13 protein-coding genes are annotated in these 15,702 nt (G+C 54.2%); 10 read left to right on the top strand and 3 right to left on the bottom strand.

The features are described from left to right. Positions 1 to 959: 959 nt before the first annotated feature. The 3 genes from ACR0ER_RS00290 to ACR0ER_RS00280 all read left to right on the top strand — a co-directional run bounded on the left by ACR0ER_RS00290 (position 960) and on the right by ACR0ER_RS00280 (position 3,898). The gene (locus ACR0ER_RS00290) at positions 960 to 1,235 is read left to right on the top strand and encodes a DUF7737 domain-containing protein (RefSeq protein ID WP_480767501.1); all 276 of its coding nucleotides are present in this window, start codon (positions 960 to 962) and stop codon (positions 1,233 to 1,235) included. 310 nt (positions 1,236 to 1,545) lie between these two features. Further along, on the top strand, positions 1,546 to 2,973 hold the full coding sequence (locus ACR0ER_RS00285; protein WP_480767218.1) for an alanine/glycine:cation symporter family protein: 1,428 nt from the start codon (positions 1,546 to 1,548) through the stop codon (positions 2,971 to 2,973). Then, the gene (locus tag ACR0ER_RS00280) at positions 2,957 to 3,898 is read left to right on the top strand and encodes a glutaminase (protein ID WP_480767217.1); all 942 of its coding nucleotides are present in this window, start codon (positions 2,957 to 2,959) and stop codon (positions 3,896 to 3,898) included. The genes ACR0ER_RS00285 and ACR0ER_RS00280 overlap by 17 nt, the downstream gene beginning before the upstream one ends. A gap of 152 nt (positions 3,899 to 4,050) precedes the next feature. Here the strand turns inward: ACR0ER_RS00280 and ACR0ER_RS00275 are convergent, their stop codons facing one another. Further along, the gene (locus ACR0ER_RS00275) at positions 4,051 to 4,254 is read right to left on the bottom strand and encodes a hypothetical protein (RefSeq protein ID WP_480767216.1); all 204 of its coding nucleotides are present in this window, start codon (positions 4,252 to 4,254) and stop codon (positions 4,051 to 4,053) included. Between the two features lie 508 nt (positions 4,255 to 4,762). On the opposite strand from ACR0ER_RS00275, the gene ACR0ER_RS00270 reads away from it, so the two are divergent. Then, positions 4,763 to 5,677, top strand: a complete 915-nt coding sequence (locus tag ACR0ER_RS00270) for a tryptophan--tRNA ligase (protein ID WP_480767215.1) — start codon at positions 4,763 to 4,765, stop codon at positions 5,675 to 5,677. 273 nt (positions 5,678 to 5,950) lie between these two features. Here the strand turns inward: ACR0ER_RS00270 and ACR0ER_RS00265 are convergent, their stop codons facing one another. Both ACR0ER_RS00265 and ACR0ER_RS00260 read right to left on the bottom strand, forming a co-directional pair. Continuing rightward, on the bottom strand, positions 5,951 to 8,020 hold the full coding sequence (locus ACR0ER_RS00265) for an oxidoreductase (protein WP_480767214.1): 2,070 nt from the start codon (positions 8,018 to 8,020) through the stop codon (positions 5,951 to 5,953). Between the two features lie 60 nt (positions 8,021 to 8,080). Beyond that, on the bottom strand, positions 8,081 to 9,433 hold the full coding sequence (locus tag ACR0ER_RS00260) for an aminotransferase class III-fold pyridoxal phosphate-dependent enzyme (protein ID WP_480767213.1): 1,353 nt from the start codon (positions 9,431 to 9,433) through the stop codon (positions 8,081 to 8,083). Between the two features lie 153 nt (positions 9,434 to 9,586). Here ACR0ER_RS00260 and ACR0ER_RS00255 point away from each other — a divergent pair, with 153 nt between their 5' ends. From ACR0ER_RS00255 to ACR0ER_RS00230, 6 genes are all read left to right on the top strand, one after another. Then, entirely contained in the window at positions 9,587 to 10,414 is an 828-nt protein-coding gene (locus ACR0ER_RS00255; RefSeq protein WP_480767212.1) for a helix-turn-helix transcriptional regulator, read from the top strand. A 255-nt stretch (positions 10,415 to 10,669) separates the two neighbouring features. Beyond that, positions 10,670 to 11,950, top strand: coding sequence for a flavin-containing monooxygenase (locus tag ACR0ER_RS00250; RefSeq protein ID WP_480767211.1), 1,281 nt, complete (start codon positions 10,670 to 10,672; stop codon positions 11,948 to 11,950). Between the two features lie 17 nt (positions 11,951 to 11,967). Continuing rightward, positions 11,968 to 12,384, top strand: a complete 417-nt coding sequence (locus ACR0ER_RS00245; protein WP_170330089.1) for a RidA family protein — start codon at positions 11,968 to 11,970, stop codon at positions 12,382 to 12,384. 90 nt (positions 12,385 to 12,474) lie between these two features. After that, complete coding sequence (locus ACR0ER_RS00240) at positions 12,475 to 13,149, top strand: DUF1028 domain-containing protein (protein WP_480767210.1); 675 nt, start codon at positions 12,475 to 12,477, stop codon at positions 13,147 to 13,149. A 15-nt stretch (positions 13,150 to 13,164) separates the two neighbouring features. Next, positions 13,165 to 14,661: an aldehyde dehydrogenase gene (locus ACR0ER_RS00235; protein ID WP_480767209.1), complete on the top strand. Its 1,497-nt coding sequence runs from the start codon at positions 13,165 to 13,167 to the stop codon at positions 14,659 to 14,661. Between the two features lie 25 nt (positions 14,662 to 14,686). Further along, the gene (locus ACR0ER_RS00230) at positions 14,687 to 15,625 is read left to right on the top strand and encodes a LysR substrate-binding domain-containing protein (RefSeq protein ID WP_480767208.1); all 939 of its coding nucleotides are present in this window, start codon (positions 14,687 to 14,689) and stop codon (positions 15,623 to 15,625) included. Positions 15,626 to 15,702 lie beyond the last annotated feature (77 nt).

The raw sequence follows: 15,702 nt of genomic DNA, 5'->3' as shown, positions 1-15,702 counted from the left end.
GGTGGGCTTGCACCCACAACGGTTTTCTAGACCGTTTCTGACAGATTTTAAGTGAGTTTAACTCTAATAAAACAAGGGCAGGGCGCCTCATTTAGAAGCAAAACCGGCATAGTTCGCGGCAGGGATTGGCATAGAAATATGTCATAGTTCAGGGCCTCCGGAATAAGATTTACTGAAGCTGGAAGTCACGCGGTCTCAGGCGTCTCCGGGAGTATGCATAAAAGTTGCGGCACCATTGAAAACTTGGGTAATTCATGTGGTTGCCTGAAACACCACAATCAACCCTTTCACGCCACAGCTTATGGTTTTACTGCCAAAAATTGATCTACTTTGAGTGATTTCGGTTTCTACATGTTTAATGCAGTTCAAATCATTGATGAAATCTGGGGCCGCGGAGGTGGCAGATAGCGCCAAGACGGCCCGTCACTTCGCATCGTCGCCGAAACGGCGACAGCATCTGAGATCATTGCCGCTCGGGTTCGCGTTGAATGGACCAAAACTCAGAGAAAAAAGCTGGCGGGTTTTGAGACGCGACAAGATCTGGTCCATTGGTTGAATGTTGGCGATTTCCAATTATCCGACACATGAGACGGAGCAGTTCAGGATGCTCTAAAGGTATTTTCAAACGGAGCGTTTCTGTTCTTTTGGAATGACGACTAAATTGAGCTTGCTGACCAACGTCTGAATGCTCTTGGAGAAAACGAGGCTGTATTTCTGCAGCTTTTCCCAATGAAAGGGGGACGAGAGCAGTCGTTAAGCTCAATATTTGAGAAAGATCGTATTTCGCTGTTTGCAAAACAAGTTAAGCCCGGTGTTTTGCCAAAACTCGGCATCGAACCAATTGATTCGCTTTTGGGGTTTCCTGCTGAACACCTACCCAAGGACTCAGACCAGAGCGATCAGCCCGAAGAAAATCGTGCCCTCGGCACGAACCTCAAAAACCTCTCAGACAGAATGTTCTGCTTCCGCGTTTTAAGAAGACCAAGTGTTTCAGTCTGGACGATATGCATCTGAGGGTGCAGGGAAAACGGCAAGCATATCTGATTCATTTGGGTTCTGCGGTCGTTCTTCTGGAAGACAGTCGAAAGCACGTCTGCATCGTACCGGATGGAAAGCCGAAAAAAGTTGCGCTGCCGTTCGAAGGGGATGCGACGCTCTCGACAATTCTGAACAAGGCATTCCTGTTGGCCGACGATGACAAGATCACTGATCCGGTTATTTTTGACCAGATTTAGCGGTTGGGACGCCTGCGGTTACGCATTGGGGTCGGCAGGGTATCAACAAATTCGTCCGCGATGCGCGAGTACACCAGTCTCAAAATGTTGGAGTTGCGACGAGTACAGGATACCTACTTTACTCCGGGTCAGTGAAAGTAACATATATAAAAGCGAATATGTTGAAGTCCTGAACCGCGCCTCGCTAACGGTTCGAAAAAGTCCCGCATGGCAAAACGAAGTGCTAAGGTATATTGGTAATTGAATTTATTTGTGCGACTGCATCCAGTTTTGTGCGTATTATTTGAATCCAATTGACCGAGGGCATGTGATGGATTTTTTTGTTGATGGGCTAAATGGCATCCTCTGGAACTATGTCCTTGTCTACGGCCTGTTGGGGGCCGGGCTCTATTTTACGATCCGGTTGGGCGCTCCGCAGTTTCTTCATTTTGGAGAGATGCTGCGTGTCATCACGTCAGCCTCCAGCACTGATAAGCGCGGTATCACGCCGTTTCAGGCCCTGACGGTTAGCCTCGCGTCTCGGGTCGGCACCGGCAACCTTGCCGGAGTAGCTGTCGCGCTGACCCTCGGAGGACCCGGTGCCATCTTTTGGATGTGGATGGTGGCACTGGTTGGCATGGCGACGGCGTATTCCGAAAGCACTCTGGCGCAGTTGTATAAGGTAACATCCAAGTCTGGAGACTACCGGGGCGGACCGGCCTTTTATATCTCGAAAGGCCTTAACGCTCCTTGGGCAGGCGCTTTGTTTTCCATCTGCCTGATCCTCAGTTTTGGTCTCATCTTTGTTGCGGTTCAGTCCAACTCGATCGCCGAGGCACTGAATGGAGCATTTGGTATTGAAAAACTCTGGGTGGGGGTTGCCGTTGCTGCTGCTGCGGCGATTGTGATTTTCGGTGGCATCAAAGCCATTGCCCGTGTCGCCGAAATTCTGGTTCCATTTATGGCAGGTGCATACCTGCTGATCGCGCTCATCGTGATGGCTCTCAACATTACCGAAGTCCCGGGCTTATTATGGTTAATCGTTTCCAGCGCGTTGGGTCTGCAAGAAGCCGCAGGCGGTGTCGCGGGCGGCGTAATGGCGGCCATGCTGAATGGCATCAAACGCGGCTTGTTTTCGAACGAGGCTGGTATGGGCTCCGCCCCGAATATCGCTGCTGTAGCCACCCCATCTCCGCATCATCCGTCAAGTCAAGGATTGGTGCAGGCGTTCGGATGTTTTGTCGATACGATCCTTGTGTGTACGGCAACCGCACTGTTGATCCTGTTGTCCGGTGTTCTGACGGGCGATGGGACCACCGGTATGCAACTGACCCAAAACGCGCTGGATGTTCATCTGGGGCCAGTCGGCACATATTTCATCGCCGTTGCGATCATATTCTTTGCGTTTACTTCAATCCTTGGAAACTACTCGTACGCAGAGAACGCCATGACCTTTCTGGGTCTCGAAGGTAAAGTAGCCATAACCGCGCTGCGCGCCGCTTGCCTGGGCATGGTGGTTTGGGGCGCGCTGCAAACCGTGGCGACCGTGTTCAACTTTGCCGACGCTGCCATGGGCTTAATGGCGGTTATCAATCTGACCGCGATCCTGCTGTTGTCGGGTACAGTCTATCGTCTCACCAAAGACTATTTCAGCCAGAGAAAGGCTGGTCAGGAGCCGATTTTCGTTCTGGAGAATTTCGAAGGTACGACAGATGGAGTTTCTCCAAAAATCTGGAACGAAGATGCCCAAACAGATTGATATTGCAAAAATCCAGTGTGCTCTAGACGACATTGCAAGCCGAATGGCGGGCGAAGCGGATCGTGGGGAAGTCGCCAGCTATATCCCGGAACTTTCACGTGTACCCCTAAACCAGTTTGGTATCGCTGTCGCTCCGCTGAACGGTCCACCGATCTTTGCGGGCGATGCTGATGTGCCGTTTTCTATCCAAAGCATCTCAAAAGTGTTCGCTTTGGTCGTGGCACTGGGGCATGTTGGCGCGACGTTGTGGAGGCGTGTGGGGCGCGAGCCGTCCGGTGATCCTTTCAACTCGATCGTTCAGCTTGAATTCGAACGCGGCAAACCCCGAAATCCGTTTATTAATCCCGGTGCGATTGTAGTCTCAGACGTAATACTCGAGCACGAATCTGGCGAATTTGGTCGGCACCCGGTTCTGGAGCTTTGTCGCCGCCTGGCAGACGCCAATGACATATCGGTCGATGAAGAGGTCTTTGTATCTGAGGTCAAGACTGGCGATCGGAACCGGGCATTAGCATACTTTATGTTGGCCGAGGGCAATATCAAAGGCGAGGTGAAAAAAGTCACCGAAAGCTACTTTCGTCAATGCAGCATCGCCATGACTTGTCGCCAGCTTGCTGAAGCGACGCGGTTTCTTGCCTCCGGCGGTGAAGGGCCCAATGCGGAAATTGCAGGCGTCACGCCTGAGCGTACACGGCGCATCAACGCGCTTATGATGACATGCGGTTGCTATGACGCCTCCGGCGAAGTCGCCTTTCGAATTGGTCTACCTTGCAAAAGCGGTGTAGGAGGCGGCGTGGTTGCAATCGCGCCGGGCGTAGGATCGATCGTCGCTTGGAGTCCTGGATTGGACGAAAAAGGAAACTCTGTGCTCGCTCTCAAGGCTATCGAAGAATTGGCGCACGGGCTGGGTTGGTCCGTCTTTTGAAGTGTCCCGAGCCACACTGATTTGTACTGAGAGCGATCTTTAACCGCTGTACTCCGCGTTAGGGAAGGTAACGCATATTGAGCGGGCCATCTTTCCATAGAGCAGACGACGCACGGTTTACAGATGTGGCCCCGGCTGAATACTCAAGTCTTCTATTGCTTTGGGTCACCTGTTTTCTCTAACCTGCGCTGCTCATCAGTAATGCCCTCCGTACTGTCACGGCACCAAGCAGCAGATCTAATGGCTTTTTCTTGCAGCAGTTTTTCGACGCGTTGCTCAAGTTCGTTGGCTGGAGCAAACTCACTTATGAGAGCAATCAGATCAGACCGGCTTAGCTTCTTCAACTTGTCATCCATTCAACCAATATACACCGCTGTTTCAGCTCAGGCCAAGCACGTCCACCACCGCATCAGAAAATTGCTGATCTCTGTTGAAAACCAACTGCGGGTCATTGCGGCATTTGCTGCGAACATTTGACTCTGCTGCGCAACACCCGCGTGAACGCCGCCCGCGGTAACAAACTGCGAACATCGCTGAACGGGAGTTATGTGAGCCGACCCGCGGTTGTATCGCCCCTTGTATCGGTTTGACGGCGGAGACAGCTGACAATACTGCTGTCGGCATGGACAACCTGATGCTCATTTCGACAATCTGGTGGCTGGCTTCCTGACAAGGCAGCCGGGCAATCCTGTTTATTTTAGTCCGAGGCCGCCGCATAGGCGGTCTTTTGATTCCAAAGTCCCCAATGCGGCGCCTCACGACCACTGAAGACACGCACATGATCAAACCTGTCATCCTGACCGGAGACCCCTCCACGGGGCCGCTGCATATCGGCCACTATGCGGGATCGCTTTCTAATCGCCTGTGAGATCAGGACACCATGAACAATTCCTGCTCCTGGCGGACACCCAAGCCCTGACCGACAACGCGAATGATACCGACAAGGTGCGTCGCAACGTCATCGAAGTCGCACTGGACTATCTGGCTGTGGGCATCGACCCCGAGCGGACAACAATCTGCCTGCAATCGCACCTGCCTGCGCTGGCGGAGCTGTCGATGCTTTATTTGAACTTCGTCACCCTCGCGAGACTGGAGCGCAACCCTACGATCAAAGATGAAATCCGCGCGCGTGGTTTCGGCAGAAACATCCCTGCCGGCTTTCTCTGCTACCCCGCAGCACTGGCGGCGGATATCACCGCATTCAAAGCTACTGTCGTGCCCGTCGGCGAAGACCAAGCGCCTCTGATCGAGCAAACAAACGAGCTCGTGCGCAGGATAAATGTAGCCGCAGGCGCGGTGGTTCTGCCTGAAGCGCGCGCTGTCATTCCCAAATCTGGTCGGCTACCTGGGGTCGACGGTAAAGCGAAGATGTCCAAATCCACAGGCAATGCGATTTTGCTCTCTGCGTCGCCTGAAGGGATCCGCGCTGCTGTCCGCGCCATGTTCACCGACCCAAATCACCTGAGAATTGAGGATCCGGGTCAAATAGAAGGCAATGTCGTCTTCACGTATCTGGACGCTTTTGACAAAGCTCAAGAAGATCTGGCGGGAATTAAGGCGCACTACCAACGTGGTGGATTAAGTGATAGCAAGCTCAAAGCACGATTGGAGGACATACTGCAGGCGCTCATTGCTCCAATCCGCGAGCGGCAGGCACGACTGTCCAAAGACCGTGGCTATGTTCTGGATGTTATCCGGCAAGGGACAGAGCGAACCGGGGAACGGACTGACGCTACCAAGCGTGAAGTCGTGTCTGCGCTTGGGCTATTTCAGCTTTGATACTACATTACGGGATCTGCTTGAAAAGCTCGTGGTTAGCTAAGAGTGAAGCTGCGAGGTTTTTACAAGTAAACGCTGCTGAGTTTTAGAGTCTGTTGCCGGTGAAAACACCTATTGTGCGTCCAAAACAACCAAGGAATTTCGTTTTCGAGTTGGCCTGTGACTTAATCCGCATCATTTTGGTGGAGGGCAACACTCCGCGGACATAACTGGTGCCTCAGAGTGCAGGGGCGGCATAGGTGAAACTATACCGCCCATAACGCGCATGTGAGCTCAGTCTACCGCGAGCTCTGTGATCTCGCGGCGAAATGGTAGGTCGTCACCTAAATCTCTGCCATCAAGCTCCCGCGCATAACGGTGACCGGCATAGGTTGCCCAGGCGATCGGTCCCGGTGCATTGGCATCGCCAATCAATTTTACCGACTTGATACCTGCATCCACCCATTCGGCCTCGCGCGCTTTCAGGTCATTGAATACGGCGTTGTTTTCCAGGCGCGATGCTACCATCACCACGGCATCCGCCTCAATCTTCCAGGTTCGGTCGGTGTAAACGCAGTTCGAGACCACGTGATCCGGGTGAATTTCGGCGACACCTTGGTTGAGCACGATCTCGACCCCTGCATCCACCAGCCTTGAATGGATGGCGATTTGCTCAAGCGTGTTGTTCGTCCAGTCACTGACATATGCCGACGGCGTGACCAGAGTCACTCTTGCACCGTTCTTGGCCAATAGTTCGGCCAGAACGCCGCCCATGTAATAGTGGTCATCGTCATAGACCACCACACAGCCGGATGGGATGGTGCCGTCCATTAGATCGTCCGGTGTAAAAACATTGGCACCTTCAGCAATCGGCATTGGAACAACGTGCTGACGTGAAACCCCATCGTTCCGCCAGGTAGATCCGGTGGCGATGCAGACGTTTTCAAAACCGAACTCCAGAACGCTCTCGGCATCCAACTCACTTTCGCGATAGATTTCCACGTTCGGACGTTGGCTCAGCTGGTAGTCACGATAGTCCACGACACGACCCCAGGCCGACAGTCCCGGCAGCAGGCGTTCGCGGGCCACGCGTCCGCCGATCACATCGCGCGCCTCGGCCACCGCAACATCGTATCCCCGACGACACAGCGCCCAAGCGGCCTCAAGCCCTGCGGGGCCAGAACCTACGACCAGCACGTTTGAGCTTTCGCCCTTTTCGTTCATCTTCTCTGGATGCCAGCCTTTGCGCCATTCTTCCATGAATGTCGGGTTCTGGGTGCAGCGGCTGATCGACATGGTCATATCGCCGGTGATGCAGATGTTGCAGCCGATACACTCGCGGATGTCTTCGATCCGACCTTCTTCGATCTTTTTCGGCAAAAACGGATCAGCGATTGAGGGGCGTGCGCAGCCGATGAAATCCAGCGTGCCGGACTTGATCATCTTGGCCATCACATCGGGTGAGGTGAACCGTCCGACCCCAACGATGGGCTTGTCGGTCAACTCGTGAATGCCACGCACCAATTGTTCCTGCGCAGCCTCTTCCTTGAACCGCGAAGGGCCGGAACAATCCTCCCATGTGCCCTGCGCCAAATCCCAAAGGTCGGGCAGGTCTTTGTTGATTTCGATGTAGTCGCGAACCTCGGCATTTGAGAAACCCAGATCCCCAATGGTTTCATCCAATGACACCCGAAGCGTGATCGCCATCGTATCGCCCACGGCATCACGCATATCAGCGATCACCTCTTGGCTGAACCGAGCACGATTTTCCAGAGACCCACCATATTCGTCGCTGCGTTGGTTGGTGGCCCGGCTGAGGAAGTGCTGGAAGATACCAAATCCATGCGCGCCATACAGACAGATCAGATCAAAACCTGCTTCCTTCGAGCGTTTAGCTGCATTCACGAACCAACGGCGCAAGTCCTTGATGTCCTGCTTGTCCAAGGCACGCGCCTGAACCGGATCATTGGTAAAGGTACGGATCGGCATGGCCGAAGGGGCCAGTGGGACTTCTTTGGTGTACAAATTAGGTCCGTTGATGCCGGAATAGGCAAGCTGAATGCCGGCCAGCGCGCCATGGGTTTTCATACGCTCGGACATCTTGCGCAATTGGGGGATGTCTTTGTCTTCCCAAAGGCGGAGTTCGATGAACGGAGTAATCTCAGACGTGTGGTGCATCTCGCACTGTTCGGTAAAGATGACGCCCCAGCCACCTTCGGCCTTGATGCCTCGCATTGCGGCTGCCGCAGACGGGTCGCGATATCCGCCGCCGTTGCAGTGAGGCACCTGATAGAACCGGTTCTTGGCCGTTAGGGGGCCGATCTTCATCGGTTCGAACAGAATGTCGTAGCGTGGGTCGCGCATAGCTGGCTCCTTGTGGCTGGCAGACGTGTTTGATGGGGCTGTGTCGCCCCGAATACAGGATTAGAGACCGGCGGCGACTTCGGTGATGGCGTCGCGCAGGATAGCTTCGATGCGATCAATCATCGGCTCGTCCATGATCAGTGTCGGAGACAGGATCAGAACGTTACCGAGGGGGCGAGCGATGAGACCGCGCTTCTGACAAGCGCGCGCGACCTTCAGGCCCACCTGCGCTTCTGCCGGATGGCTTTCCTTAGTGATCCGGTCCTTAACGAACTCGATGCCCATCATGAAATGGTTGCCGCGTACTTCGCCGACAAGTTCTATATCGTTCAGACCGCGCAGGTTGTTTTCAAACTGTTTCCCAGTCCTCTGTACACGCTCGGGAATGCCCTCCCGCTCCATGATTGCAATATTGGTCAGACCGGCCGCTGCAGCTGCGGGGTGGCCCGAATAAGTCATACCGTGCAGGAACATACCGTCGGGGCCTGAGATGACCTCGTGAATATCGTCAGAAACGATCGTGGCAGACAGCGGCTGATAGCCAGAGGTAAGACCTTTGGCCGTGGTGATGATGTCGGGCACCATGTCAAATACGTCTTCAGACGCAAAGAAGTGTCCGAGACGCCCAAAGGCGGTTACGACCTCATCGGCAACGTACTTAATGTCGTTGGCCTGACAGACCTCCCACGCGCGTTTGTGATAGCCAGCTGGCGCGGTCACAACACCGCCCGCGCCTTGGATCGGTTCTGCAATGAAGGCACAAATGTTCTCGGCGCCTATGCGCTCGATGTTCTGTTTCAGATCGTCGATGAGGGCGTCGAGGAACTCGGTCTCGGTCATCTCACCGCCTTCGCGCCAGTAATGGGGCGAGCGCAGATGATGCACAAGTTCACTGGCCGCGTGCCAGCCTTCAGAATAGCCGGGTGTGGTCATCGCCATCGCCAGATGGGTCGAGCCATGATAGGCCCCGTGCCGAGACAGAACCAGTTTCTTTTCCGGCTTCCCTTTCCTGATATTGTAGTGATGCAGCATCCGGATGGCGCTGTCATTGGCGACCGAACCGGAATTGCCAAAATACACGGCGTTCAAATGACCCGGCGCAAGCTGGGCAATCTTCTCAGCCAGTGCTGCCGCTGCCGGGTGGGTAAAATTGTAGAAGGTCGAGTAGTAATCCAGTGTTTTCAGCTGATCCGAGATCGCCTCAATCATTTCCACATTGCCGTGGCCGATATTGACGCACCAAAGGCCACCAATGCCATCGATCAGTTCATTGCCATCGCTGTCGTAAACAAATGCGCCCTTTGCGCGTGAGATCACTGTACGTGCGCCTTGCTGCTTCAACGCGTTCAGATCGGCGAAGGACTGAATCAGGTGTTCGTCCTGTGCAAGAATGTCGAGTGTATCTTTGGCCATGATCAAACTCTTTGTTTTCCCGATGCAATATTGCTGATCCGGCGAGGCCTCTCAGAAACCACGATCGTATTGGCGCTTGCATACCACCCTATATTACAGTGAAGGTTACTTTGGCTGATTTAAGGGGTATATACCCCCAGGGGGGTATTAGAAATGTCGACCATTCAAGCACCAGACGCTCTGTCAGCCGCAATACTGGCGGTCGGATCGGAGTGTTTCGGCGATGCGCTTTACACGTGGCTAAAATCAACTTGTTCTTTTGACAATTTCGCAATCATTGCCTTCTTTCAACACAGCAGTCCCCAAGTCCTAAAGACTCATGCGCTCGACAGCCGTGTTTTTGAGCGGATCGATAGCCACTATGTCAAAGGTGCTTATCTGTTGGATCCATTTTATGGTCTGCATCAAAGCCGTGCCGCGGACGGCCTTTATAGATTGAACGATATTGCACCGGATCAGTTTCAACGGAACGAATACTTCAAATCCTACTACACAAATACGACGCTGACGGATGAGTTGGCCTTTTTCGCCGGTCTCAGTCCCGCAAGTTCTGTCACTGTGTGTCTCGGTAGGGACGCAACCACAGCATCGCGTTTTTCCAGCAAGGATTTTAACGCGGCCAAGAGTGTGGCACCGGTTGTCAATGCGCTGGTCAGAAGGAACTGGCCTGACCTAAAGCCCTCGAATGAAAAAAAGCCGGAAGATATCGTTGCGCAACTGCGTCAGCGTTTGCTTGATGATAGAGACATTGGATTAAGTCCACGACAGGCGCAGGTGGCGTTGTTGATCCTTCAAGGTCATTCGTCGATATCTATTGGCCTGACGCTGGGTATCAGCCCTCAGACCGTCAAGGTTCTGCGCAAGCAACTCTACCGCAAATGCCATATCTCTTCGCAGGGTGAACTCTACTATCTGATCGCTCCGTATCTTTCGGAAAGCGGACAACAGACTGGGAAACAAGGGCAATTACCGACGGGTTAGTCAAAGCCTAATTAAGAGTAAGTTAGACAGTAATTTCGCCTTTTCCCAACTTGTGAAACTTTAACCCGGAAACGTGCAATACGTGCTGGAGTGGCACAGGAAACGGTGCGCCAAAGCTCTGCTCTGGCGTCTTTAGTTTCGAAAATACAAGGCCTTCGGCCCGTTGTGGTCGTTCGTCCGTCCGGGCAGCAAAAAACGCACGAAGACAACGGCCTTCTCAGGTCAAATCGTGACGCAGTAATAGGGAACCGACACATGTCCATTGAGAAAACGGATACGCTGGTTGTTGGAGGCGGGCAGGCGGGTATCGCGCTGAGCGAGCACCTTGGAAACAACGATGTGCCCCATATCATTTTGGAAAAGAACCGCACCGCCGAGGCGTGGCGCACTGGTCGTTGGGATGCTTTGGTCGCAAACGGCCCGTGCTGGCACGATCGTTTTCCCAGCCTCCATTTCAAAGGGGACGATCCGGATGCGTTTGTGCCCAAGGACCGTGTCGCTGAATACCTCGTCGAATATGCTGAAATGGTGAAGGCACCAATCCGCGAGGGTGTTGAGGCGCTGAAAGCCGAGCGCTTGCCCGGCAAAGGTGGGTTCCGCGTTGAGACGACCGCCGGTGAATTCCATGCCAAGCGTATTGTCGCCGCTACAGGCGCTTTCCAGCACCCGGTTATTCCGCCCATCGTGCCGGAAACGGCTGGCGTTGAGCAACTTCATTCTTTTTACTACAAAAATCCTGAGCAACTGGCCGAAGGCGCAGTCATGGTTGTGGGCGCTGGTTCGTCCGGCGCGCAGATTGCAGATGAGTTAAACCGCGCCGGTCGCAAGGTTTTCCTATCCGTTGGTCCGCATGACCGCCCCCCGCGTCGCTATCGTACCCGCGACAACGTTTGGTGGTTGGGCGTTCTGGGTCTCTGGGACATGGCTGCACAAAAACCGGGAACTGAACATGTTACGATCTCGGTCAGCGGTGCACATGGCGGGCACACGATGGATTTCCGCCGCTTGGGGAATGAAGGTGTGACCCTTACCGGGATGACCAAGAGCTTCGAGAACGGCGTTCTCAGCTTTGCCGATGATCTCCAGAGCAATGTCGCAGCAGGTGATGCCAACTACCTTGAAATGCTGGATATGGCAGATGCCTATATCCAGCGCACTGGTATTGATCTACCCGAAGAGCCCGAGGCGCGTGAGCGGTTTGCTGATCCTGACAGCCTAACCAACCCCCTGACATCGGTCGACTTTGCCAAGGAAGGCATCACAACAATCATTTGGGCGACAGGCTTCCGTCAGGATTTCAGTTGGATTAAAGCAGACGCCTTTGATGCTAAAGGAGCGCCAATCCATCAACGTGGCGTCTCGGTTGAACCCGACATTTATTTTCTTGGCCTGCCTTGGCAATCGCGACGCGGTTCGACCTTCATTTGGGGCGTTTGGCACGATGCGAAATACATCGCTGATCAGATCGCAATTCAACGAGCATATGCCAAATATGACGGTGAAGCGGCCATCGTCGCAACCGCCGCAGCAGAATAAGCAGTCAGGACTTCGAAATGGCGCATACACGCATTCGCAAATTCAATACCAAAGAAACCTACCCCGAGCAAAACCTGGACAACGACCTGTGTCAGGCCGTTGTGACACAGGGTGGTAAGACAGTTTATCTGCGCGGCCAGTGCCCGCAGAATCTGGATGACGCGGTCAATATCGACAGCCACGATCCGGTCGAACAGACCCATAAAGTGATGCAGAACATTAAGCAGTTGATCGAAGAGGCCGGCGGCTCGATGGAACATCTGGTCAAAGTGGTCGTCTACATCACCGATGTGCGCCACCGTGAGGCTGTATACCGGACCATGGGCGAATACATCAAAGGTGTTCACCCTGTTTCGACAGGGCTGGTGGTACAGGCATTGGCGCGACCCGACTGGTTGGTTGAAATCGACGGAACCGCCGTTATTCCCGATTGATCCACCTGATCAATCAAATTGACCGGACCGCGCCACTTGTTCTCCCCCAAAATAGGCGCGGTCCGGACTTTCTTTTTTCAGGAGAGCCGAATGACTTTTTCATTGGTCGCCCGCTGCGCTGATACCGGTATGTTTGGTTTGGCGATTTCGTCATCGTCACCCGCAGTTGCCGCGCGCTGTTCCTTTGCCCGGGCAGGTGTTGGTGCGGTTGCGTCGCAGAACGTTACTGACCCCAGTCTCGGTCCGCTGACGCTGGATCTGATGGAGCAAGGCAAGACTGCGCCTCAGGCGATCGACGCCATGAAGGCGCAGGCTAAGTTCATCGAATACCGACAGGTTCTGGCTGTGGATGATCAAGGTCGCACGGCGATCCATTCCGGCCCCAACAGCCTTGGGATCTGGACGCAAGCGCAGGCAGAGAATGTTGCCTCTGGCGGAAACCTTCTGGACAATGAAGGCATACCTCAAGCCATCGTCGATGGGTTTCTGTCGTCTTCCGGGCATATTGGAGACCGCTTGATCGCCGCAATGCGGGCCGGTTTAGCCGCCGGTGGCGAAGCAGGCCCGGTACATTCGGCTGGTATGAAGATCGTTGACAAGGTTAGCTGGCCCGTCGCCGATCTTCGCTGCGACTGGACCGAGGATTGCCCAATCGAGGCTATCGCAACCGCATGGGATATCTACAAACCGCAACTTGACGCCTACACCCAGCGTGCGCTCGACCCGCGCGAAGCACCGTCTTACGGCGTTCCGGGCGACGAATAATCAGGGAGACAGACAATGTTGGATAATACCCACGAGGATTGGAAAAGCCGTGCTGCCGGCCTGACGTTTCGGGGACAAGCCTTTATCGACGGTAAATTCACCGATGCGGCATCAGGTAAGACCTTTGACAGTATTAATCCGGCCACTGGCGCGGTTCTGACCCCGGTCGCCGAGTGTGACGAAGAAGACGTCAATCGTGCCGTTGCCGCAGGCCGTGCTGCCTTTGAGGATGGTCGCTGGTCGCGAATGGCTCCGGGTGACCGCAAGACGGTGATGCTGAAGCTGGCCGACTTGATCCGGGAAAACTTGGAAGAGATGGCACTGCTGGACAGCCTTGATATGGGCAAGCTGGTGACGGATGCCGCGACTATCGACGCGCCAGGCTCAGCCCATTTCTTCCAGTGGTATGCCGAGGCAATTGACAAGGTATATGATGAGGTAGCTCCAACCGGCCCCGGCGATCTGGCGTTGGTCAGTCGTGTTCCGCTGGGTGTGGTTGGTGCAGTAACCCCGTGGAACTTCCCGCTTGATATGGCGACATGGAAAGCCGCCGCCGCGCTGGCCGCAGGAAACTCGGTGGTCCTCAAACCGGCTGAACAATCACCTTTGTCTGCACTGCGACTGGCAGAACTCGCGGCTGAAGCAGGTGTTCCAGATGGCGTATTCAACGTTGTTCCAGGTTTTGGTGTGACTGCAGGCAAGGCGCTTGGCCTGCACATGGATGTCGACTGCCTGGCCTTCACCGGGTCGACAGCAATCGGCAAGATGTTCATGCAGTATTCTGGCCAGTCAAACCTGAAACAGGTCTGGCCGGAAACCGGGGGCAAAAGCCCCAATCTTGTCTTCGCCGATTGCGAGGATTTGGATGCCGCTGCCGACATGGCGGCCTTTGGCATCTTTTTCAATCAGGGCGAAGTGTGCTCGGCGAATTCTCGACTCTATGTGGAACGCTCGATCAAGGACGCATTTGTCGAGAAATTGATTGCCCGCGCACAGGCGATGCAACCGGGTGACCCACTGGATCCAACCTCGAAAATGGGTGCAATCGTTGATGAAAAGCAAACACAGGGCATCATGCGCTTTGTGGAAGAGGGCAAGAAGTCAGCCAATCTGGTGACAGGCGGTGAACGTGTCACCGTCGAGGGCAAAGGCTGCTTTGTTCAGCCAACAATCTTTGACGACGTGGCCCACGACAATCCATTGGCTCGGGATGAGATTTTCGGCCCCGTCTTGTCAGTGATCCCGTTTGACACCGAAGAGCAGGCGGTGGCGATGGCAAATGACTCGATCTATGGGTTGGCCGCGTCGGTGTGGACCGACAACCTGTCCCGGGCTTGCCGGGTGTCTGACAAGCTGATGGCGGGGTCCGTGTCGGTCAACACGGTTGACGCATTGTCCGCGATGACTCCGTTTGGCGGTATGAAGCAGTCAGGTTTTGGACGTGATTTGTCATTGCACTCGCTTGAAAAGTATACTGCTTTGAAGACCACTTGGATTAAGTACAAGGCTTAATCCACGGCCAAGCGGAGATGCGCCATTGCCTTTCAGATACACGCTGCGACAGCTTGAGTATTTTGTTGCGGTCGGAAAGGCGGGCAGCATCGCTGCGGCCAGCGACAAACTGAACGTGTCGTCGCCGTCGATCTCAGCGGCGATCACGCAACTTGAGGTCGAATTCGGTGTCACGTTGTTTGTACGCGAACATGCGCGGGGGCTTTCGCTGACGAAGGCCGGACACAGGATCATGGAACGAACCGAGTTTGTTCTACGTGAAGCTGATCTTCTGGCAACGCTCGCCGGGGAAATCACAGGCAAGATTCAGGGCATTCTGTCCGTCGGGTGTCTTGCTACATTTGCTCAGTTCATTCTGCCGGGAATACGGCGAGATTTTGAACAAAACTACCCCGATGTAAGGATCGAACAACGTGAGTTGAATCAGGCGGATATCTTCAGCCAGCTGCGTCGGGCTGAACTGGACATCGCACTGACTTATGATCTGGATATCCCGGCTGATCTTGAATTCCAGCCTTTGCACGAACTGCCGCCTTACGTGGTGCTGGGGGAAGATCACGCATTGGCTGGCCGTACCGAATTGACGATTTCAGATCTCCAGGACAGCCCCATGGTTCTGCTGGACCTTCCATTCAGTGGTGAATATTTCCTGTCGTTCTTCCGTGAGGCAAATATCAAGCCCAACATCGCGGAACGTACTTCGGACATGTCGGTGATGCGCTCGTTGGTTGCCAATGGTTTCGGGTTCTCAATTGCGAATATTCGCCCTCATAACACTTTGTCACCAGATGGGAAAAAACTGGCTTATGTTTCTTTGGCCGGGGAATTACGCCCATTGCGTCTTGGTCTGTTGCGGGCAAAAGCTGAAAACGAAACAAACACTCTGAAAACCTTTGTCGAGCACTGCGCCCGCGCCGTGAAATCGGGAACACTTCCGGGTTTGCATTCCTCAGGGCGGGAGTGATTGCTGGTCCTTAGAAATCTCCTAACCTCTGCTTCGTCATTCCCAGATTTAAGTATTCTGCCTGTTGTATAGGCTTT

This window comes from Ruegeria sp. CH8, from assembly GCF_056536985.1.
Note: the sequence above shows the minus strand (reverse complement) of the source record. Positions and strands in the feature narration are given on the sequence as shown.

Excerpts from the sequence above, each read along its gene's own strand:
- ACR0ER_RS00285 (WP_480767218.1), top strand. The coding sequence starts at position 1,546 with ATGGATTTTTTTGTTGATGGGCTAAATGGCATCCTCTGGAACTATGTC.
- ACR0ER_RS00280 (WP_480767217.1), top strand. The coding sequence starts at position 2,957 with ATGCCCAAACAGATTGATATTGCAAAAATCCAGTGTGCTCTAGACGAC.
- ACR0ER_RS00275 (WP_480767216.1), bottom strand. The coding sequence starts at position 4,254 with ATGGATGACAAGTTGAAGAAGCTAAGCCGGTCTGATCTGATTGCTCTC.
- ACR0ER_RS00265 (WP_480767214.1), bottom strand. The coding sequence starts at position 8,020 with ATGCGCGACCCACGCTACGACATTCTGTTCGAACCGATGAAGATCGGC.
- ACR0ER_RS00260 (WP_480767213.1), bottom strand. The coding sequence starts at position 9,433 with ATGGCCAAAGATACACTCGACATTCTTGCACAGGACGAACACCTGATT.
- ACR0ER_RS00255 (WP_480767212.1), top strand. The coding sequence starts at position 9,587 with ATGTCGACCATTCAAGCACCAGACGCTCTGTCAGCCGCAATACTGGCG.
- ACR0ER_RS00250 (WP_480767211.1), top strand. The coding sequence starts at position 10,670 with ATGTCCATTGAGAAAACGGATACGCTGGTTGTTGGAGGCGGGCAGGCG.
- ACR0ER_RS00245 (WP_170330089.1), top strand. The coding sequence starts at position 11,968 with ATGGCGCATACACGCATTCGCAAATTCAATACCAAAGAAACCTACCCC.
- ACR0ER_RS00240 (WP_480767210.1), top strand. The coding sequence starts at position 12,475 with ATGACTTTTTCATTGGTCGCCCGCTGCGCTGATACCGGTATGTTTGGT.
- ACR0ER_RS00235 (WP_480767209.1), top strand. The coding sequence starts at position 13,165 with ATGTTGGATAATACCCACGAGGATTGGAAAAGCCGTGCTGCCGGCCTG.